General features: G+C 65.5%; 17 protein-coding genes and 1 tRNA gene. 5 read left to right on the plus strand and 13 right to left on the minus strand.

All coding sequences use genetic code 11. The features are described 5' to 3' along the window. Window positions 1–159: 159 nt before the first annotated feature. From rho to argS, 6 genes are all read right to left on the minus strand, one after another. Window positions 160–2,391: a transcription termination factor Rho gene (gene rho, locus EKH49_RS09240; protein WP_128470608.1), complete on the minus strand. Its 2,232-nt coding sequence runs from the start codon at window positions 2,389–2,391 to the stop codon at window positions 160–162. Window positions 2,392–2,725: 334 nt separating this feature from the next. Further along, window positions 2,726–3,658, minus strand: a complete 933-nt coding sequence (gene thrB, locus EKH49_RS09245) for a homoserine kinase (RefSeq protein WP_128470609.1) — start codon at window positions 3,656–3,658, stop codon at window positions 2,726–2,728. Between the two features lie 129 nt (window positions 3,659–3,787). Continuing rightward, window positions 3,788–4,888, minus strand: a complete 1,101-nt coding sequence (gene thrC / locus EKH49_RS09250; RefSeq protein ID WP_128470610.1) for a threonine synthase — start codon at window positions 4,886–4,888, stop codon at window positions 3,788–3,790. 1 nt (window position 4,889) lies between these two features. Continuing rightward, entirely contained in the window at window positions 4,890–6,176 is a 1,287-nt protein-coding gene (locus tag EKH49_RS09255; protein WP_128470611.1) for a homoserine dehydrogenase, read from the minus strand. Further along, window positions 6,177–7,598, minus strand: coding sequence for a diaminopimelate decarboxylase (gene lysA, locus EKH49_RS09260; protein ID WP_128470612.1), 1,422 nt, complete (start codon window positions 7,596–7,598; stop codon window positions 6,177–6,179). Between the two features lie 6 nt (window positions 7,599–7,604). Next, window positions 7,605–9,248: an arginine--tRNA ligase gene (gene argS, locus EKH49_RS09265; RefSeq protein WP_128470613.1), complete on the minus strand. Its 1,644-nt coding sequence runs from the start codon at window positions 9,246–9,248 to the stop codon at window positions 7,605–7,607. Between the two features lie 166 nt (window positions 9,249–9,414). Here argS and EKH49_RS09270 point away from each other — a divergent pair. From EKH49_RS09270 to EKH49_RS09280, 3 genes are all read left to right on the plus strand, one after another. Continuing rightward, window positions 9,415–9,490: transfer RNA gene (locus tag EKH49_RS09270), tRNA-Arg, on the plus strand. 125 nt (window positions 9,491–9,615) lie between these two features. Next, complete coding sequence (locus tag EKH49_RS09275) at window positions 9,616–10,338, plus strand: VIT1/CCC1 transporter family protein (RefSeq protein ID WP_128470614.1); 723 nt, start codon at window positions 9,616–9,618, stop codon at window positions 10,336–10,338. A gap of 97 nt (window positions 10,339–10,435) precedes the next feature. Then, complete coding sequence (locus EKH49_RS09280) at window positions 10,436–10,684, plus strand: hypothetical protein (protein WP_128470615.1); 249 nt, start codon at window positions 10,436–10,438, stop codon at window positions 10,682–10,684. Between the two features lie 292 nt (window positions 10,685–10,976). On the opposite strand, the gene EKH49_RS09285 is transcribed toward EKH49_RS09280, so the two are convergent. The 3 genes from EKH49_RS09285 to EKH49_RS09295 all read right to left on the minus strand — a co-directional run bounded on the left by EKH49_RS09285 (window position 10,977) and on the right by EKH49_RS09295 (window position 13,777). Beyond that, complete coding sequence (locus EKH49_RS09285; RefSeq protein ID WP_038990443.1) at window positions 10,977–11,768, minus strand: ABC transporter ATP-binding protein; 792 nt, start codon at window positions 11,766–11,768, stop codon at window positions 10,977–10,979. Beyond that, a complete protein-coding gene (locus EKH49_RS09290; protein ID WP_128470616.1) occupies window positions 11,761–12,681 on the minus strand; it encodes an ABC transporter permease in 921 nt (306 codons plus the stop codon). Before EKH49_RS09290 ends, EKH49_RS09285 begins: the two co-directional genes overlap by 8 nt. Before the next feature lie 100 nt (window positions 12,682–12,781). Further along, complete coding sequence (locus EKH49_RS09295) at window positions 12,782–13,777, minus strand: ABC transporter substrate-binding protein (protein ID WP_128470617.1); 996 nt, start codon at window positions 13,775–13,777, stop codon at window positions 12,782–12,784. Between the two features lie 409 nt (window positions 13,778–14,186). Between EKH49_RS09295 and hrpA the strand changes: the two genes are divergently transcribed. Further along, complete coding sequence (hrpA, locus tag EKH49_RS09300; RefSeq protein WP_128470618.1) at window positions 14,187–18,152, plus strand: ATP-dependent RNA helicase HrpA; 3,966 nt, start codon at window positions 14,187–14,189, stop codon at window positions 18,150–18,152. Here the strand turns inward: hrpA and EKH49_RS09305 are convergent. From EKH49_RS09305 to EKH49_RS09320, 4 genes are all read right to left on the minus strand, one after another. Next, window positions 18,147–18,497: a hypothetical protein gene (locus EKH49_RS09305; protein ID WP_128470619.1), complete on the minus strand. Its 351-nt coding sequence runs from the start codon at window positions 18,495–18,497 to the stop codon at window positions 18,147–18,149. The two genes, hrpA and EKH49_RS09305, sit on opposite strands and share 6 nt — an antisense overlap. A 98-nt stretch (window positions 18,498–18,595) precedes the next feature. Further along, complete coding sequence (locus tag EKH49_RS09310; RefSeq protein WP_128470620.1) at window positions 18,596–19,024, minus strand: HIT family protein; 429 nt, start codon at window positions 19,022–19,024, stop codon at window positions 18,596–18,598. A 28-nt stretch (window positions 19,025–19,052) separates the two neighbouring features. Beyond that, window positions 19,053–19,889, minus strand: a complete 837-nt coding sequence (locus tag EKH49_RS09315) for a sulfurtransferase (RefSeq protein ID WP_128470621.1) — start codon at window positions 19,887–19,889, stop codon at window positions 19,053–19,055. Next, entirely contained in the window at window positions 19,886–20,590 is a 705-nt protein-coding gene (locus tag EKH49_RS09320; RefSeq protein ID WP_128470622.1) for an MBL fold metallo-hydrolase, read from the minus strand. Before EKH49_RS09320 ends, EKH49_RS09315 begins: the two co-directional genes overlap by 4 nt. Window positions 20,591–20,742: 152 nt before the next feature. Here EKH49_RS09320 and EKH49_RS09325 point away from each other — a divergent pair, with 152 nt between their 5' ends. Further along, window positions 20,743–21,162, plus strand: coding sequence for a Fur family transcriptional regulator (locus EKH49_RS09325; protein ID WP_128470687.1), 420 nt, complete (start codon window positions 20,743–20,745; stop codon window positions 21,160–21,162). The last annotated feature ends 12 nt before the right edge of the window (window positions 21,163–21,174 follow it).

A 21,174-nucleotide genomic window follows, 5' to 3' on the forward strand; every position in this document is an offset into this window, starting at 1 on the left:
GCGCAGTGCCGGCGCTTGCTGCGTTCCTGGGCACTGCTGGAATTCAATTCTAGACGCTGCGCCGGCGGTCACCGGCGAGCGAGGTGTCTCTACGCGCCGATGGCGTCCAGCCAGCTGCCGGGGTGGCAAGCTGGCTGGACGCCATGGCGGTGGATGGTGCTAATCCTTGTTTGGAGTGGTCTTGTTGACCAGCATCAGGAATTCCGCGTTGGACTGGGTCTCGCGGATCTTCCCGGTGAGCACCTCCAGTGCCTGCTGCGGATCGATGCCCGAGAGCATGCGGCGCAGGCGCCACATGATGCGCACCTCTTCGGCACTCATCAGCTGCTCTTCGCGGCGGGTCGAGGATGCGTTGACATCCACCGCAGGGAAGATGCGCTTCTCGGCCAGCTGGCGCGAGAGGCGAAGCTCCATGTTGCCGGTGCCCTTGAATTCCTCGAAGATGACCTCGTCCATCTTGGATCCGGTCTCCACCAGGGCGGTGGCCAGGATGGTCAGCGAGCCGCCGTTCTCGATGTTGCGGGCGGCACCGAAGAAGCGCTTCGGCGGGTACAGCGCCGCCGAGTCCACGCCGCCGGAGAGGATGCGGCCCGAGGCAGGGGCGGCCAGGTTGTAGGCGCGGCCCAGGCGGGTCATCGAGTCCAGCAGGACCACGACATCCATGCCCATTTCCACCAGGCGCTTGGCGCGCTCGATGGCCAGCTCGGCCACGGTGGTGTGGTCATCTGCCGGGCGGTCGAAGGTCGAGGCGATGACCTCGCCCTTGACGGTGCGCTGCATGTCGGTGACTTCTTCGGGACGCTCGTCGACCAGCACCATCATCAGGTGCACCTCTGGGTTGTTGGTCGTGATGGCGTTCGCGATGGACTGCAGGATCAGGGTCTTGCCGGCCTTCGGAGGCGAGACGATCAGGCCGCGCTGGCCCTTGCCGATCGGGGCGACCAGGTCGATGACGCGCGGGCCGACCAGCTTCGGGTCGGTTTCCAGGCGCAGGCGCTCGGTCGGGTACAGCGGCACGAGCTTGTTGAACTCGACGCGTTCCTTGTTGTCTTCCGGCTTCTTGCCGTTGACGGAAGTCAGCTGCACCAGGGCGTTGAACTTCTGGCGCGGGTTCGGGGTCTCGCCCTCGCGCGGCTGGCGGATGGCGCCGACGATCGCGTCGCCCTTGCGCAGGTTGTACTTCTTGACCTGTCCCAGGGTGACGTAGACGTCGTTCGGGCCGGGAAGGTAGCCGGAGGTGCGGACAAACGCGTAGTTCTCCAGCACGTCCAGGATACCGGCGATCGGCAGCACGACATCGTCTTCGCTCAGCTGCGGCTCGTCGTCGTCGCGGCGGTTGCGGCGGTTGCGGTTGTTCCGGTCGTTGCGGTCGTTGTTGCGCTCACGGCGGTTGTTCCGGTCATTGCGGTCATTGTTGCGCTCGCGGCGTTCACGGCGGTCATTGCGCTCGCTGCGCTCCGAACGCTCCTCGGTGTTCTCCGAGTCGTTCGAGTCGTTGTTGCGATCATTGCGATCGTTGTTGCGATCATTGCGATCGTTGTTGCGCTCACGGCGGTTGTTCCGGTCATTGCGATCGTTGTTGCGCTCGCGGCGCTCTTCGCGGCGGTCGGTGCGCTCTTCGGCGTTCTCCGAATCGGCGGCGTCATTGCGATCGTTGTTGCGCTCACGGCGGTTGCCACGCTCACGGCGGCTGCCGCGCTCGCGGCGCTCTTCGCGTGCTTCGCCGTTGTTCTCGGTGTTCTCTGCCGGAGCCTCAGCTGGTTCGGCGCCCTGTTCTGCAGGCTGCTCAGCTGGCTTGCTGCTGCGCGAGTTGCGGCGCTGGCGCGGGGCCTTGGCTTCCTCGGCTGGGGCCTGCTTCTCGGTCGACGGCTGCTTCTCGGCTGGTGCCTCGGCGCCTGCTTCCTTGGTTTCGGCAGCAGCGGCAACCTTGCCGGAGTCGGTCACGCGGCGCGAGGTGCGGCGTGCGCGAGCAGGCTTTTCCGCCGGTGCTTCGGCAGCTGCCGCGGATTCCGGTGCGGCGGCGGTATCGGTCTCGGCCTGCTCCTTGGCTGCGGCCTTCGGGGCGCGGCGTGCGCGGGCCTTGGTTTCCTTGGCCGGCTCGGCGGCGGCTTCTGCCTTGGCTGCAGGTGCTTCGGCCTTGGCCGACTTCGCTTCCTGTGCGGCCTTGGCTTCCTGCGCGGCCTTGGCGTCCTTGGCGGCAACGGAGCCACCGCGCTGGTGGTCGCCGATGGCCTTGACCAGATCAGCCTTGCGCATGCGCGACCCGCCGGTAATTCCCAGCTGGGAAGCCAACTGCTGCAGCTGGGTCATCTTCAAAGAGGCCAGACCGGCACTCTTATTTTCGGAAGTCTTGGTGTCCACGCCTTCGGTGAGGCTCGTGGTTTCGGTCACGAAAGTTCCTTCTGACTCGTAGGATGGGCCGCTTCAGGCAGGCCCACTATGCCGTAAATGATGTTCCGTAGCCGAAGATTTCGTGGCTACTTCACTTTCTCCCCGCAAGATAGCCCAGAATTCGGAGCAAAACTGCGGTGGATTAAAGAGACTGATATCGCCTGGGCACGAAGACGTACCTGGATGCGGGATATCAAAGGTGCTGCGAACTGCAGGGAAATCCGGAGCGGCTGGAGGGATGAAATGGGGTTCAAGAACCGAATTTATCCGCATCAACACTGGCCACAAATGATTCGGACCGGGCTACTGCCCAGCGATCCGGCCTGCCATGGTGTTACAGCACTTCTACTGTAACACCGTTAGAGGCAAGCTTGGGAACTTCAGCACGCCAAGACACTGGAGAACTCGCAGAAAATTCGTTGATCACCGCTTGCACGGCAGCTACCTGGTCCTCGCTGGATACCAGGGTCATCACCGTTGGGCCGGCACCGGAAACCACTGCGGCCAATCCGGCATCGCGCAGCTTGGCAATCAGTGCGGCGCTTTGCGGCATGGCCGCAGCCCGGTAATCCTGGTGCAGGTAGTCCTTGGTGCCGCCCAGCAGTTGGCTTGGGTCATTGCTCAAAGCGTGGATCAGCAAGGCGGCACTAGCGCTGTTCGCCGCGGCCACCGCATGCTCGATGTGCGAGGGCAGTGCACCACGGGCCACTTCGGTGGACAGCCCGTTGGAAGGGATGGCCAGCACCGCACGCAGATCCGGGTGCAATGGCACCTGCACGGAGCTGAAGCTGCCATCGGGATTCGTGGCAGAAATGCTCAAACCGCCAAAGACCGCGGGGGCCACATTATCCGGGTGGCCTTCCCACGCGGCCGCGGCCTGGAAGATTGATTCGGTTCCACGACGTGCCTCTGCTGGCAGCAGCGCGTCGGCCGCAGCATAGGCGGCAACGATCGCCGCGGCGGACGAGCCCATGCCCCGAGCATGCGGAATGCGGTTATGCGCCACCAGTTCCACGCCTACCGGGGCGAAGCCGGCGTCTTTCCAGTAGCGGTGCATTTCCTTGATGATCAGATGCGACTCATCGCGTGGCAGCTCATCGGCCCCATCACCGAAAATCTCGACGCGGCTGGAGTGCGCGGTGCCCACCTCAAGGCGGTCTCGGTATTCCAGGGCCAGGCCCAGCGAATCGAAGCCGGGACCGAGGTTGGCGGAGGTGGCCGGAGGGGAAACGATCAACTTCTGGCCCAGGGCGATCTGCTGCGTCATGGTTCCTTCAAAATTTCGGTGCGAGTGGTAACGGGTGCGCAACGGCCCGCCACGTTCAGCTTCCCCGATGGGGAGAACCGAAGGCGCGGCGGGCCGTTGGGCTGCCGGATCAATGCCGGCGGCGGAATGCTAGGCCAGGCCCAGGGCGCCTGCGACCTCGACCACGTCGAAGGCCACCTTCTTCGGCGCCACATCGGAGCCGTCGGCCTGCTTCAGCGCCCAGTCAGGATCCTTCAGGCCGTGGCCGGTTACGGTGATCACGATCTTCTTGCCGGTGGGCACGTTGCCGGCGGCGTGGTGCTTGAGCAGTCCGGCGACGCCGGCTGCCGAGGCGGGTTCCACGAACACGCCTTCGCGCGAGGAGAGCCAGCGGTGCGCGGCGAGAATTTCCTCATCGGTGACCGAGTCGATCTGCCCGCCGGATTCGTCGCGGGCCGCTTCGGCCTGCTCCCAGGAAGCAGGGTTGCCGATGCGGATCGCGGTGGCGATGGTGTCCGGTTCGGTGATCGGGTGCCCGGCGACGATCGGGGCGGCCCCGGCGGCCTGGAAGCCCCACATGATCGGGGTCTTGGTCGCTACCGGTTCCAGCACCTTGCCGGCCTGGTTGGTCCACGCCGTGGAGTACTCCTTATAGCCCTTCCAGTACGCGGTGATGTTGCCCGCGTTGCCTACCGGCAGCAGGTGGTAGTCCGGGGCGTCGCCCAGGAAGTCCACGACCTCGAAGGCGCCGGTCTTCTGGCCCTGGATGCGGGCCGGATTCACCGAGTTCACCAGGAACACCGGGTAGTTCTCGCTGAGCTTGCGCGCGACTTCCAGGCAGTTGTCGAAGTTGCCGTCGATCTGGATGATGTCGGCGCCGTGCGCGATCGCCTGGGACATCTTGCCCATGGAGATCTTGCCGTCCGGCACCAGCACCGCGCACTTCAGCCCGGCCTGGGTGGCGTAGGCGGCGGCCGAGGCGGAGGTGTTGCCGGTGGAGGCGCACACCACTGCCTTGGCGCCGGCGGCCACTGCTGCGGTCATCGCCATGGTCATGCCGCGGTCCTTGAAGGAACCGGTCGGGTTCATGCCCTCGACCTTCAGGTACACCTCGTTGCCGGTTTCCGCCGACAGCGCCGGGGCGTAGACCAGCGGGGTGCCGCCCTCGCCGAGCGTGATGACCTTGGTGTTTTCGTCGACTGGCAGGCGATCGGCGTATTCGCGGATCACTCCGCGCCACTGGTGAGCCACGTTAGTTTCCTTCAACTCGCATAACGGATAGTACACAGTGCACCGCGTCCAGCGCGGTGAGCGCCTCGACGGTGCTGGCCAGGGCAGCTTCGGTGCCCTGGTGGGTCAGGATGCGCAGCTGCGCGCCGGCCTCGGCGTCGACCTGCTGGCTCATCGACTCGATGGAGACCCCGTGCTCGCCGAAGACGGTGGCGATGGCCGCCAGCACGCCCGGCTGGTCCTTGACCGACAGGCCGATCCAGTAGCGGGTGTCGATGGCTTCGAAGTCCAGCATCCTCGGGGCCTGGCTGGCCGAGCCGTTGGGCAGCGGCGCTCCAGCGGCGATCTGCCGGGCCACGGCGACGACGTCACCCATCACCGCCGAGGCGGTCGGGTTCCCGCCCGCGCCGGCGCCGTAGAACATCAGGTCCCCGGCATTCTCGGCCTCGACGAACACCGCGTTGAACGCGCCGTGCACGGTGGCCAGCGGGTGGCTGCGGCGCACCAGCGCCGGGTAGACGCGCACCGAGATCCCGGCGTCTGCGCGTTCGGCGATGGCCAGCAGCTTGATCACGTAGCCGGCGGCGGACGCGGCGGCGACATCGGCGGCGGTGACCTCGGTGATGCCCTGGGTCCAGACCTGCTCCGAGGACACAGTGGTGTGGAAGGCCAGCGAGGCCAGGATGGCCGCCTTCGCGGCGGCGTCGTGCCCGCCCACGTCGGCGGTCGGATCGGCTTCGGCGTAGCCCAGCGCCTGGGCTTCGGCCAGCACGTCGTCGAAGGCGGCACCGGTGGTGTCCATCGCGTCGAGGATGAAGTTGGTGGTGCCGTTGACGATGCCCATCACCTTGGTGATGTGGTCGCCCGCCAGCGAGTCGGCGATCGGGCGCAGGATCGGGATGGCCCCGGCCACCGCCGCCTCGTAGCGCAGCTGCGCGCCGTGCTGCGCGGCCAGAGCGTTCAGCTCCGCGCCCTTGAGCGCGATCAGCGCCTTGTTGCCGGTGATGACGCTGGCGCCCTTGGACAGCGCGGCGGCGATGTATTCGCCGGCAGGCTCCATGCCGCCGAGCAGCTCGATGACCACATCGGCCTGGGCGATCAGCCCGGGAGCGTCGGTGGTGAAAAGCTCCTGGGGCAGCGCCGCATCGCGTTTGGCATCCAGGTTGCGCACGGCAATGCCGATCAGCTGCAGGCCAGCGCCCGAGCGGGCCGCCAGTTCATTCGCATCTTCCAGCAGGATCCGGGCCACCTGGGCCCCGACCGTGCCGCAACCCAGCAGGGCTACCTTCAGGTTCTTTTCGCCGCTCAATTAAACTCCCATGTCGCGGGCCAACAAGTCTGTTTCCGTTTCCCTGCGCACGATCAGACGGGCTTGGCCATCGCGTACAGCTGCCACCGCGGGACGGGTGAGGTAGTTGTAGTTGCTCGACAGCGCCCAGCAGTAGGCGCCGGTGGCCGGAACGGCGAGCAAATCGCCGGCCGCCACGTCCTCGGGCAGGTAAACGTCCTTCACGACTATGTCACCTGACTCGCAATGTTTCCCAACTACACGAGAAATAATTGCGTCGCTTTGCGTCATACGGCTGGCCAGCACGGCGGTGTATTGCGCGTCGTAGAGCACCGGACGCGGGTTGTCGCTCATCCCGCCGTCCACCGAAATGTAGCGGCGCGGATGCAGCGCCCCGGTTTCGTCTTCCACCTGGACGTCCTTGCGCACGCCGGCCTCGTAGAGGGTGAAGGTGGACGGGCCGGCGATGGCGCGGCCCGGCTCGATGGAGATGCGCGGGCAGTCCAGTTCCAGTTCGGCGCAGGTGGCCGAGACCACCTCGGCCATCTGGCCGGCCAGCTTCGCCGGGGTGGACGGGTGGTCCTCGGAGGTGTAGGCGATGCCGTAGCCGCCGCCCAGATCCAGCTCGGGCAGGGAAACGCCGTGGATCTCGCGGATCCGGGCCAGCAGGCCGAGCATGGTGCGCGCGACCATGGCGAAGCCCTCGGCCTCGAAGATCTGCGAACCGATGTGGGCGTGCAGGCCCAGCAGGTTGATGTTCTTCGCCTCGATCGCCTGGGCGACCGCGCGCAGCGCCGGCGAGCTGCCGGAGGCGTCGTCCAGGATGGACAGGCCGAACTTCTGGTCCTCATGCGCGGTGGCGATGGCCTCGTGGGTGGAGGCATGCACGCCGGGGGTGATGCGCAGCATGACCTGGGCGGTGATGCCCAGGGCGTCGGCGATGGAGATCACCCGGTCCAGCTCGTCCAGCGAGTCGATGACCAGGCGTCCCACTCCCATCTCGATGGCACGGGTGATCTCGGCTGCCGACTTGTTGTTCCCGTGCAGCGAGAGGTTGGCGGCCGGCACCTTGGCGGCGCCGGCCACTGCCAGCTCGCCGCCGGAGCAGGTGTCAAGGCGCAGGCCCTCGTCGGTCACCCAGCGGGCCACCTCGGTGCACAAGAACGCCTTGCCGGCGTAGTAGACGTCGACTCCCCCGCACAGCTCCTTGAACGCCTCATCGAAGGCGGTCTTGAATCCGCGCGCGCGGGCACGGAAGTCGTTCTCGTCGAGCACGAACAGCGGGGTGCCGAATTCGGCTGCCAGCGCGGAGACGGGAAGGCCCTGGATGGACAGTTCGCCGCCAACCTCGCGGGAAACCCCCGAAGCCCACTCGATCTGACGAAGCGCGTTGATGTTTTCCGGGAAGTGCAGCCATTGCGGGGCTAGCGGCGATACGGCCATAGGGTCTTACATCCTCTCTGGGGCGGAAACGCCCAGCAGTTCCAATCCATTTGCCAAGACGGTGGTGGCGGCGTCGTTCAGCCACAGGCGGGTGCCGTGCACCGGTGCGACTGCTTCGTCTTCGCCCATTGGGGTGATGCGGGTGGCGGCGTACCACGAGTGGTAGGCGCCGGCGACCTGCTCCAGGTAGCGGGCGATGCGGTGCGGTTCGCGGAATTCAGCGGCGCCGGCGACTACCGACGGGAACTGGCCGAGCACTGCCAGCAGCTCGTTCTCGGTGGCGTCGGTCAGCAGGGCTGCGTCGAAGTCATCGCGGGTCACGCCCTTGGCGGCGGCATTGCGGGCCGCGGCGCAGGAGCGCGCGTGGGCGTACTGCACGTAGAACACCGGGTTGTCGTTGGTGTTCTTCTTCAGCTGCTCCGGATCCAGCGCGATCGGCGAATCGGCCGGGAAGCGGGCCAGCGAGTAGCGCAGCGCGTCGGCTCCGATCCAGTTGATCAGATCGCGCAGCTCGATGATGTTGCCGGCGCGCTTGGACAGCTTGGCACCGTTGACCGAAATCAGCTGGCCGATCAGCACCTCGATGTTCTTTTCCTTGTCATCGCCGGCGCAGGCGGCAATGGCCTTCAGGCGGTTGACGTAGCCGTGGTGGTCGGCACCCAGCAGGTAGATCTTCTCTTCGAAGCCGCGGTCCTTCTTGGACAGGTAGTAGGCGGCGTCTGCGGCGAAGTAGGTAGGCTCGCCATTGGCGCGGATCAGCACGCGGTCCTTGTCATCGCCGAAGTCAGTGGTGCGCAGCCAGACTGCGCCCTCCTCATCGAAGATGTGGCCCTGTTCGCGCAGGCGTGCCACGGCGTCGGCGACCGCGCCGCCTTCATGCAGGGTGGTTTCGGAGAAGAACACGTCGAAGCTGACGCCGAAGTCGGCAAGGGTCTGCTTGATGTCCTCGAGCTGCGCCTTGTAGGCGGCCTCGCGCAGGGCCGGGATGGCCTGCTCCTCATCCAGCGTGCCCAGCTCGGGATTCTCGGCGAGAACGATATCGCCCAGTTCCTTGATGTATTCGCCGGGGTAGCCGCCCTCGGGCACCGGCAGGCCGTGGATGCGGTTGTAGACCGAGCGGGCGAACACGTTCATCTGGTTGCCGGCGTCGTTGATGTAGTACTCGGAAGTGACCTCGGCGCCCGAGGCGCGCAGTACGCGGGCGATGGCGTCGCCCAGCGCGGCCCAGCGGGTGTGGCCGATGTGCAGCGGTCCGGTGGGGTTCGCGGAAACGAATTCCATGTTGACCACGTGGCCGGCCAGGGCCTCGTTGTTGCCGTAGGCGGAACCTGCCTCGACGATGGCGCGGGCCAGCGAACCGGCGGCGGCGGCGTCCAGGGTGATGTTCAGGAAGCCGGGACCTGCGATGTCCACGGCGCCGACTCCTGGGACCGAAGCAAGCCGGGCAGCCAGGATCTGCGCGAAGTCGCGCGGGGCCATGCCGGCCTTCTTGCCCAACTGCAACGCGATGTTGGTGGCCCAGTCGCCGTGCTCACGGCTCTTCGGGCGGTCCACGCGGACAGTCTCTGGCACCTCGACTGAGATTTCACCGGCTGCTACGGCTTCGGTGAGGCATGCGGATATTGCTGCGGAGAGTTCTTCAGGAGTCACCGTTCAAGAATACCGGTAATTGCAGTGCTTCTTCAGCATTCATGACTCCCAGCGCCTGTGAGACTGGCCCAAGCCGGTGACTTTTGCAACACATCAGCACCGGGGTGGTTGAATTGCGCAGATCAACGCACGACCTGATAGTATTTTTCCTGTTGCCCGGCAACACGCCTCTGTAGCTCAGTGGATAGAGCGTCTGCCTCCGGAGCAGAAGGCCGAAGGTTCGATTCCTTTCAGGGGCACCAACAAAATAGCAGGTCCTGGTACATCCAGGGCCTGCTATTTTCTTATCCCTGAATCCCTTTTCAGTTCCTGCCATTTTTTAACCAAACGCTGGCATTGGTCGCGCACTTGGTGATTATGTTGGGGAATGACCGATTCTTTGAATTCGCATCCAGGCGAACCGCATGATCTGAACTTCGCCGAACGTCTCAACTGGCTGCGCGCCGGGGTGCTCGGAGCCAACGACGGCATTGTTTCGGTAGCCGCGACAGTTGTTGGCGTCGCCGGCGTCACCAACCACACCGCCCCGATCATCACTGCCGGAATGGCCGCGGTCATCGGCGGGGCCATCTCGATGGCACTGGGCGAGTATGTTTCGGTCAGCAGCCAACGAGACTCGCAGCGTGCCCTGGTAGAGAAGGAACGCCAAGAGCTGCGTGAAGATCCCGAAGCTGAGCTCACTGAGCTTGCCGGGATCTACCAGGCGAAGGGGCTGAGCAAGCACACCGCGATGCAGGTGGCTACCGAACTAACCGAACATGATGCGTTGGCGGCCCACTTGTCCGCCGAGTTGAATATCGACGAAGAAGAAGTCGTCAATCCTTGGCATGCTGCGTATGCTTCGGCGGTGGCGTTTATTGTTGGGGCCATCCTGCCCATGTTGGCCATCTTGTTACCGCCAGAAGAAATTCGCATTCCGGTGACCTTCGTTGCGGTACTTGCCGCGCTTGCCCTCACCGGGACGCTCAGCGCCTACATCGGCGGAAGCTCCAAGCACATTGCCGCACTTCGACTGGTGATAGGTGGTGCGCTGGCCTTAGCTGCGACGTTCATTATTGGTTCGCTACTTGGCTCCAGCGGGATCATTTAGTGCAATCGAATTTGCCGCTGTGCTCGGTGGCCGCACAGCCACGGCGCATCTGTATAGCGACGGGTATCTTCGATGACTCGCTGTGAAGTCTGATTCCATGGCGCGCATCGAAATCGCTCCACTTGATCTCGTCGTAGCCGTGTGCCAAGGCATTGATGTGTGTTTTGCCGGGCTGAAGCTGAGCACCGTTCCTCCGCCTTGGCAGGAGTACTCGGAAGACTACGATGCGGTGGACTCTTCGGGTTTTGAGTTCAAGCTACGGATCCTAGCCAATGATGTGACCCGTGAACTGGATGCAGGATTCAATAAAAATCTTGAGATCTGGAACGCTCAGGTCAAAGAGTAGGGGCAGCAACAGCCCGGCGGGCAGACTCCTGGCATGTACAGGGATTTTCGCAGCTGCCGGTCCTGCCATGTGCTCACTGACCGACATTCTCCAGTTTCCCCGAGGCTGCGCACGACATAGCTGGCCACACGCGCCAACTATTCATCGCCGCCATTTGGCCCAAGAACATGCCAAGAACCGGTGTTCGTGTCAGTCAGCTTAAAAGCCAGCTCGAGACCGACCTCTCCTAGGCTTTAACCACCACAGGCCCCGCACCCAATTAAGGGTACGGGGCCTGCGCGGTGGGCATCAGCTACTGGAGCATGGTCTTGTCATCGAGCTGCGCGCCCTTGATCTTGCTGAACTCGTCCAGCAAGTCCTGGACGGTCATCCTGGACTTCTCTTCCTGGTTCAAATCCAGGATGATCTGCCCGTCGTGCATCATGATCAGCCGGGTGCCCAGCTGCAATGCCTGCTCCATATTGTGCGTGACCATCAACGTGGTCAGCTGGTGGCGTTCGACAATTTCCTTGGTCAAGCGCGAGACCAGCGCCGCACGCTGCGGATCCAGGGCCGCGGTGTGCTCATCGAGCAGCAGGATCTTCGGCTTGGAGAAGGTGGCCATCAGCAGGCTCAGCGCCTGGCGCTGGCCTCCGGAGAGCAGGCCCACCTTCGTCTTCAGGCGCCCTTCCAGACCGAGCTCCAGGGACTTCAGCTCCTCGACGAACAGCTCGCGGCGCTTGGAGCCCACGCCCAGGCCAAGTCCGCGGAAACGGCCGCGGGCGTAGGCCAGCGCCATGTTCTCCTCGATGGACATGGTCGGCGCGGTGCCGGCCATCGGATCCTGGAACACCCGGCCGATGTACTTGGCGCGGGAGTAGTCGGCCATCTTGGTGACATTCTTGCCCGCAATGGACACCGAGCCGGTATCCGGCTGCAGCTTGCCGGCGACCATGTTCAGCACGGTGGACTTGCCGGCGCCGTTGGAGCCGATGACCGTGACGAATTCACCGTCCGAGAGGTTCAGGTTGATGTTGCGCAGCGCCTTGCGCTCGTTGACGGTTCCTGGGAAGAAGGTGCGGGACAGGTTCTTGATCTCAAGCATTGGTGCGAACCTCTTCCTTGGATTCGGTGACGGGCGCCGGGGTGCGCTTGAAGGACTTCACGATCTTCTGGAAGCCCTTCCACTTCGGCAGCAGCAGGGCAACGACCACGAGGACCGCGGAGATCAGCTTCATGTCGTTGACCTCCAATCCGGCCGACAGGGCCAGCTGGATGACCAGGCGGTAGATCACGGCGCCGAAGACCACCGCAATGGCGGCCAGCCAGATGAAGCGCTGGGTGAAAATCGCCTGGCCGACGATGACCGAGGCCAGGCCGATCAGGATCAGGCCGATACCCATGCCGATGTCGGCGAAGCCCTGGTACTGGGCGATGACCGCGCCGGAGAGCGCCACCAGGCCGTTGGACAGCGCCAGGCCCAGGATCTTCTGGTTGTCGGTGCTCACGCCGAAGGAGCGGATCATTTCCTGGTTGTCGCCGGTGGCGCGCATGGCCATGCCCAGTTCGGTGTGCAGGAACCAGACGATTGCCGCGACGAAGACCAGGCAGACGCCGAAGAGGATGGCCACCGAAGCGGCCGAGCCGAGGATGCCGGCGGCCCGCATCGGGCTGATCAGCGTTTCCTCGCCGAGCAAGGGGGTATTGGCCTTGCCCATGATGCGCAGGTTGACCGAGTACAGCGCGATCATGGTCAGGATGCCGGCGAGCAGCCCGTCGATCTTGCCCTTGGTATGCAGCAGGCCGGTAATGACACCGGCAACCATGCCGGCGAAGAAGGCCAGCACGGTGGCCAGCCAGGGATTCATCCCGTTCACGATGCCGACCGAGGCGACGGCGGCACCGGTGGTGAAGCTGCCGTCGACGGTCAGGTCGGGAAAGTCCAGGATGCGGAAGGTCAGGTACACCCCGAGCGCCATGATGGCGTAGATCAGGCCGAGTTCAACCGCTGTGATCATGTGTGGATCCTTGAGTTGTCAGTGTTTGCGAGTTATCACGACGAAAGGCGAGGCATCAGGTTATGCGCCTCGCCTTTCGTCGATAAGTTGTTGCCGGGGTTTAGTAGACCTCGACGGCTTCCGATTTCATCTCATCGGTGAATTCGATGCCTGCCTTCTTGGCGGCATCTTCGTTCAGGTAGAGGTCGACCTCGGAGATGGTCTCCACCGGCATGGTTGCCGGCTCGGCCTCGCCCTTGAGCAGCTTCACGGCCATGGCAGCGGTCTGCTCGCCGAGCTTCTCGTAGTTGATGCCGTAGGTTGCGGTCGCGCCGCGCTTGACGGACTCGCCGTCAGCCGAAATGACCGGAACCTTGTTCTTCTCGGCGACCTGCAGCAGGCCTTCCAGGGCGGAGACCACGGCATTGTCGGTCGGGACGTAGTACGCGTCGACATCCAGCGAGCTGGCTGCCTGCTGGACTTCGCTGGAAGCCGAGACGGCGGCTTCCTCAATGGTCAGGCCCAGGCCCTTGGCGGCTTCCTTGGCCATCTTCACCTGGACTGCGGAGTTCGCTTCGCCCGAGGAGTAGACGATGCCGACCTTCTTGGCATCCGGCACCAGGTCCTTGAGCAGCTGCAGCTGCTCATCGACCGGGTTCATGTCCGAGGTGCCGGTGACGTTTGCGCCCGGGGCTTCGTTGGAAGCAACCAGCTTGGCATCCACCGGGTCGGTCACAGCCGAGAAGAGCACCGGAATGTTGGTGATCGCCTGGGCGGCGGCCTGTGCCGATGGGGTGGCTACTGCCAGCACCAGGTCGATATCCGAATCGGCGGCCAGCTTGCCGGCGATCGAGGTGTTCGTGGCCTGGTCGGTTTCGGCGTTGTTCTCGTCGTAGCTGATCTTCTCGCCGGTGTAGCCGGCTTCTTCCATGCCTGCCTTGAAGCCGGTGACCACAGCATCCAGCGACGGGTGCGAGACGAACTGGGAGATGCCGATCTTGACGGGCTCGTCGCCGCCGCCGGCGGCACCCTGCTCGCCGCTGCCGCCGCAGGCGGTCAGGGCCAATGCGCCAGCTGCTGCGATCGCAGCGAATTTCATGGCGGTGAAGCTCTTCATTGAAGTTCCTTTCAAAGTTCCCTTGCGAGTGATTCCCACCGATAGCGCGGATGCCAGGTTATGAAGCGCAACTGGTGCGCAGCATGCGGGAACCGTCCAGGCATCGCGACGATGATTACCCACGATCTTACATGTGAACGACCTCACCTTGCCTACAATCAAGGTCGTTTCCTAGACGATTGCCTCTTGATACCGATTCTGATGGACACAAACGATCCACTTCTAGCCGGAATCTGGAAGTTTTGTATTTGGCGGCCCGAAGTTGTCGACAATTGCTTGGACAATCTGAAAATTTGACTCCTGGACCCCTGCTTGCCGACCGCCTGGGCTATTGCATTTCTGCTGCCCGGCCAGGCTCCGGCCCGGCGGCCACCACGAAAATGCGGGGCGTGAATAGAATGGGAACATCATGGCGCTCAGCATTACGTATCCCGAAGCACTGCCCGTCTCGGCCCGCCGCGAGGACATCCTCGACGCGGTGCGCGAAAACCAGGTAGTGGTCATCGCCGGCGAAACCGGTTCGGGCAAGACCACCCAGCTTCCCAAGATGCTCGTCGAACTCGGCCTGGCCGAGCAGGGCATGATCGGGCACACCCAGCCGCGCCGCCTGGCCGCGCGCACCGTGGCCGAGCGCATCGCCGAGGAGATGGGCACGACCATCGGCGAGGAAGTCGGCTTCCACGTGCGCTTCACCGGCGAGGTCTCGCGCAAGACCAAGCTGAAGGTGATGACCGACGGCATCCTGCTGGCCGAGATCCAGCGCGACAAGCTGCTGAAGAAGTACTCGGCGATCATCATCGACGAAGCCCACGAGCGCAGCCTGAACATCGACTTCCTGCTCGGCTACCTCAAGCAGATCATGCCCAAGCGCCCGGATTTGAAGATCATCATCACCTCCGCCACCATCGACCCGCAGCGCTTCGCCGCGCACTTCGGGAAGCAGGATGCCGACGGCGAACTGGTCCCCGCCCCGATCCTGGAGGTCTCCGGGCGCACCTTCCCGGTGGAGCTGCGCTACCGGCCGCTGCAGGCCGATCAGCCGATGGATGCCGACGAGGCGGCGGAGAACACGCTGGAGGAAGAGCGCGACCCGCTGGATGCGGTCACCGACGCGGTCAAGGAGCTGAGCGGCGAAGCTCCGGGCGACATCCTGATCTTCTTCTCCGGCGAGCGCGAGATCCGCGACGCGGCCGATGCGCTGCGCGCGCTGGTCGCCGCCAACAAGCGCCTGCCGCGCTATGAGGTGCTGCCGCTGTTCGCCCGGCTCTCGCTCGCCGAGCAGCACCGGGTGTTCCACCCCGGCGGCGCCCCGCGCATCATCCTGGCCACCAACGTGGCCGAGACCTCGCTGACCGTGCCGGGCATCAAGTACGTGATCGATACCGGCACCGCGCGCATTTCGCGCTACTCGCACCGCACCAAGGTGCAGCGCCTGCCCATCGAGCGGGTCTCGCAGGCCAGCGCCAACCAGCGTTCGGGCCGCTGCGGCCGCGTCTCCGAGGGCATCGCCATCCGGCTGTACTCCCAGGAGGACTACAACTCCCGCCCGGAGTTCACCGACCCGGAGATCCTGCGCACCAACCTGGCCAGCGTGATCCTGCAGATGATCTCCATGGGCGTGGTGGCCTCGGCCGCCGAGGTCGCCAGCTTCCCGTTCGTCCAGCCGCCGGCGGCCAAGGCGATCACCGATGGCGTGAACCTGCTGCGCGAGCTCGGGGCGCTGGGCCAGGACAAGTCGGCCAAGCTCACCGAGGTCGGCCGGAAGCTGGCGCAGCTGCCGCTGGATGTGCGCCTGGGCCGGATGATCGTCGAATCCGCGCAGCGCTCGGTCGCCAAGGAGGTGATGGTGCTCGCCGCCGGGCTGAGCATCCAGGACCCGCGCGAGCGGCCCAGCGAGGACACCGGGCAGCGCGAGCGCGCCACCGAGCTGCACAAGCGCTTCGCCGATAGCAAGTCGGACTTCATCGCGCTGCTGAATCTGTGGGCCTACCTGCAGGAGCAGCAGAAGGAGCTGTCCTCCTCGGCCTTCCGCCGGCTGTGCAAGGCCGAGTTCATCAACTACCTGCGCGTGCGCGAGTGGCAGGATTTGTTCACCCAGCTGCGCCAGCTGGCCAAGCCGCTGGGCATCACCGTGGCGACCGCTCCGATCGAGCCGGCGGCCAACGAGGACGAGGTGCACAAGTCGCTGCTCTCCGGCCTGCTCGGGCACATCGGGCTCTACGACGAGCGCAAGCGCGACTACCAGGGCGCGCGCGGCACCCGGTTCGCGATCTTCCCCGGCTCGGGCCTGTTCAAGAAGTCCCCCACCTGGGTGATGTCCGCCGAGCTGGTGGAGACCTCGCGGCTGTGGGCGCGCACCAACGCGGCCATCGACCCCGCCTGGGTCGAGGAGCTCGCCCCGCATTTGCTCAAGCGCACGCACTCGGAGCCGCACTGGTCCAAGCGCAACGGCTCGGTCATGGGCTACGAGAAGGTCACGCTCTTCGGGCTGCCGATCGTCCCCCGCCGGCAGTTCCACTATTGGCGAGTGGACAAGGACCTGGCCCGCGAGCTGTTCATCCGCCATGCGCTGGTTCAGGGCGACTGGCGCACCCACCACAAGTTCTTCGCGAAGAACCGGGCGCTGCTCGAGGAAGTCGAGGAGCTGGAAACCCGCATGCGCCGCCACGATCTGCGCATCTCGGACGAGGACCTGTTCGCGTTCTACGATGCCCGGGTGGGTGCCGAGGTGTACTCCGAGCGGCACTTCGACCGCTGGTGGAAGAAGGCCCGCGCCGCCGACCCGGCGCTGCTGGACTTCGACCCCGAGGCGCTGCTGGCCGAATCGGACGCGGTGGACGAGACCGCGTTCCCGACCACCTGGAAGCTCGGCGAGATCCACCTGCCGCTGTCCTACGAGTACAACCCGGCCGCGGCCGCCGGCGAGGGCGATGGCGTGTCCATCACCGTGCCGGTGGTGTTCCTCAACCAGCTCGATCCTGCGCGCTTCGCCTGGCTGATCCCGGGGTTGCGCCATGAGCTGCTCACCGCGCTGATCCGCTCGATGCCCAAGGCGATCCGCAAGAACTTCGTGCCCGCCCCGGATGTTGCCGGCAAGGCGCTGGCGATGCTGGAGGCCGACTTCGATCCGGACACCGACGACCTGGCCGAGTCGCTGGCCCTGGTGCTGCGCCGGCTGCGCGGCATCGTCGTCGACCCCTCGTCGTTCGATTTCGCCGCGCTGCCCGCGCACCTGCGCTTCGGCTTCACGATTACCGACGACTCGGGCAAGGTGCTCGGGCGCGGGGACGATCTGGCCGCGCTGCAGTACAAGTTCGCCGCCGCCAACCGCGCCGCGCTGGCCAGCGGGGTCAACTCCCCCGGCGCGGCCGCGCCGGGCGCAGCCGGCAAGCCGGGAACCCCGGCAGCGCTGGCCTCCTCCTCGAAGCGGAAGCCGAAGGGCGCCAAGGCCACCGGATCGGCGGCCACCGGGGCCTGGGACCAGCGCGGGCTGGATCACTGGCCGCAGCTGGAATCCGCCGGCGAGACCCTGGGCGATACGCTGCCGCAGAAGGTGACCACCACCGTGATGGGCCAGCAGATCACCGCATACCCGGGCCTGCTGGATACCGGGGACAAGGTGGACCTGACGGTCTTCCGCACCCAGGCCGAACGCGACGCGGCGCACCGCACCGGCGTGATCCGGCTGCTGATGCTGCGCCTGCCGCCGGCGGCGAAGTTCGTGATCTCGCACCTGAAGAACGCCGAGAAGCTGGTGTTCACGCAGAACCCGCACGGCTCCATCGAGAAGCTGATCGCCGACTGCACCATGGCCGCGGTGGACCAGCTGGTGCCCGAACGGCTGCCGATGAACCGCGCCGAATTCGAGGCGCTGTTCGAAACCGTGCGCGCCGAGCAGATCGATACGGTCTTCACCATCACCGCGATCGTGGCCAAGGTGTTCGGCTCCTCCACGCGCATCGCCAAGGATCTGAAGAACACCAAGTCGCTGGCGATGTTCGCGGCGGTGAGCGATATCCGCTCGCAATTGGAGCAGCTGATCTACCCGGGCTTCATCGCCGCTACCGGCGCGCCGCACCTGATGCGCCTGCCACGCTACCTGCAGGGCATCGAACTGCGCTTGGAGAAGTTGCGCGGCGGTGCGGTCACCCGCGATGGGCAGGCTTTGGCGATCATCCAGAAGCTGGAGGACGAATACGATGCCGCGCTGGACAAGGTGCCCGAGGGCGCCCGCGTGCCGGCCGGTTTGGCCCAGGTGAAGTGGATGCTGGAGGAAATGCGCATCTCGCTGTTCGCCCAGGAGCTGGGCACCGCCTACACGGTCAGCGAGAAGCGCATCCGCAAGGCGATCAAGGATTCGCTGGCGCAGCTATAGCGGCCAGGACAGGATCCCGACATGCACGGCGGTGCCGCCGAGCACGCTGGGCACCGCGTTGGACTTCAGCAGGTGCAGCCCCACGGTGGCCGCCAGCAGGGACAGCGGAACACTGCGGTACGCCTTGAATGCTTCGATCGCCAGCACGGCGAATAGTGCGGTCACCGCGAATTCGAGCCCCTTGATGGATTCGGGGATCAGTGAGCCCAGCAGCGCCCCAGCCAGCACGCTGGTGGTCCAGCTTGCATGGAGCAGGCCCTGGATGGCCGTGATCCGCGTCGAGGAATAGCCGTTACGCTCTGCCTGCAGGGTCAGCGCGTAGGCCTCATCGGTCAGCGCGAACATGCTGTAGATCTTTGCGCCCTTGCCCCTGACGCGGTGCAGCCTCCCATATGACCATGCGCAAGGTCCGCGGCTAGGCCGTCACAAGGCTGGAGGCCGGCTCAGGCCTCGGGCACGAACTGGCCGTGGCCGTCCTCGCGCAGCCCCTCGCGCAGCGCCCGGGCGTTGTTCTCCATGGCCTGCGGATCCGGGTTGTCGGCCGCCCGGGACAAATCGAAGTCGGCCAGCGAATTGGTCGGCCAGACATGCACATGCAGGTGCGGCACCTCGAAGCCGGCGATCATCAGCCCTGCGCGCTGCGCGGAGAACACGCGCTTCTGGGTGCGCCCGATCTTGGTGGCCACCAGCGTCAGGTGCGCCATCAGCTCGTCGGGCGCGTCGGTGAACTCGTCGATTTCCGCGCGCGGAACCACCAGGGTGTGCCCGTCGGACAGCGGCCCGATGGACAGGAACGCCACGCATTGCTCGTCCTTCCAGACGAAGCGGCCGGGAATTTCCCCGTTGATGATCTTGGTGAACAGCGTGCTCATTGCTGCCTTTCTCGTTGTTTGCTGAATTCTAGTGGCGGTGCTGCTCGTCGCTCGTGGCGACGGGCGCATCCGGGTAGGAGCAGTATTCCGACCAGCTGCCCGGGAACAGCGCCAGCTCGATCCCGGCGGTGGATGCGGCCAGCACCTGGTGCGAAGCGGTGATCCCGGAACCGCAGTAGGCGGCCGAACCCGGCCGGTCGGCGCCCAGCTTCGCGAAGCTGGCCTGCAGCGCGTCGGGCGCGTGGAAACGCATCTGCGCGTCCAGATTGTCGGTGGTGGGGCGGTTGCGCGCGCCGGGGATATGCCCGGCCACCGGATCAACTGGTTCCTCGATGCCCAGGTAGCGTGCGGTGGCCCGCGAGTCGATCAGCGTGCCGGCCACCTGGCCCAGCTCGTCGTACTCCACCACCGGCATCCGGCCCCAGGACAGCGACACGCTGCCCGGCTCGGCCTGCTCGTAGCCCAGCGCCAGCTGCCCGCCGGCGTCGGTCCAGGCACCCAGTCCCCCATCGAGCACCTGCACGCGCTCGAACCCGGCATGGCGCAGCAACCACCAGGCGCGGGCGGCGGCCAGCGCGCCGGCGTCGTCGTAGACCACGACCTCGCTGCCGTCATCGATTCCCCAGCGGCGGGCGGCCGCTTCGAAATCCGCCGGCAAGGGCAGCGGGTGGCGGCCGGTGTGCTCGCCCGGGGTCCCGGAGAGCTCCTTTTCCAGGTCGACGAACACGGCGCCGGGAATATGCCCGGCCGCGTAGTTCTGCGCGCCGTCATCGCGCCCGAGCACCCACCGCACATCCAGCAGCACCGGGTTCTGGCCCGCGTCCAGGATTTCGCGCAGCCGCGCGGCGCTGATCAACGGGTTCATTCGCTGTGTCCTCCCAGCAGCTCATCGAGTTCGTGTTCGATTCCGGGTTCCGGGCGCAGGTAGCTGCATCCCGCGCGCTGGGCGATCGCGCCGAGCTGGCGGTCGAACAGGCCCAGCCCGTTGCCGTTGAGCAGCCCATCGTGGATCGGGATCCAGCACAGCGCATCCACCGCCACCGCGAAGTCGGCCGCCTCGGCCATCTTGCCCCACGGGGCCATCACCGGCAGCAGCAGCACATCGGGCTTGGCCCCGATGGGAACCTGGTAGCTGTCGCCCGGGTGGAAGATTTCCCGCTGGCCGACCGCCCGGTCCCCCAGCAGGTAGCCCACATTGGCCACCAGCGGGATCGAATGGTGGATCGTGGCGTGGGTGCCGCCGAAAGTGCGGATGCGGATGCCGCCGACGATGAAGTCGGCCCCGGCCCGCACCGTGACCACCTGGGATCCGCTGGCCGGCGGCAGCTGGCCGCGCAGCGACTGCGCGAGCGCTTCGGGCGCGTAGAGCTCTAGGACGGGGTTCGCTTCCAGCGCGGCGGCGATGGCCGGCTGGTCTGCATGATCGGCATGCTCATGGGTGATCAGCACGGCGTTGATGCCGGCGAATGCGTCGTCGAGCTGCGAGAACCCGCCCGGATCCAGCAGGACCTTGCCGTCGATCGTGCCTACTTCCACGCAGGAATGGCCCCTAAGTTTGATGCGCATATCCTTAGCGTAGGCTCAGCGCCCCGCCCATGCCAGAGCCAGACACGCATTGAGCCGCAAAGTTGGCTAAAATTGAGGGAAACCGCAGGTGATTGGCCCAGTTTGCTGGCTGGTCGCCGGTCCGCAACAACGTCAAGGAATGGTGCACGTCGATGTCCCAGCCAGAAACCCGGGTCACCAAGCAGCGCCTGGCAGTCACCGAGGCGCTGAGCGAGGTCGATGATTTCGCCACCGCACAGCAGCTGCACCGCTGGCTGCAGGATTCCGAGAAGAAGGTTTCGCTGGCCACCGTGTACCGCCTGCTGCAGTCCATGGCCGACGACGGCCTGGTCGACGTGCTGCGCAGCGGGGATGGCGAAGCCCGTTTCCGCCGGTGCGTCACCGAGGTCCACCACCATCACCTGGTCTGCCGCTCCTGCTCCAAGACCGTCGAGGTACTCGCCCCGGCCGTCGAGCGCTGGGCCGCCCGCGTCGCGGCGGAGCACGACTTCTCCGATCCCGAGCACACCGTGGAGATCTACGGCCTCTGCGCCGACTGCCGAGCCGAGACCGGCACCAGCTCCGCCAAGTAGCCGCTTCCAGAC

Origin of the sequence: Glutamicibacter sp. HZAU (assembly GCF_004100365.1) — a bacterium.
Classification (GTDB): domain Bacteria; phylum Actinomycetota; class Actinomycetes; order Actinomycetales; family Micrococcaceae; genus Glutamicibacter; species Glutamicibacter nicotianae.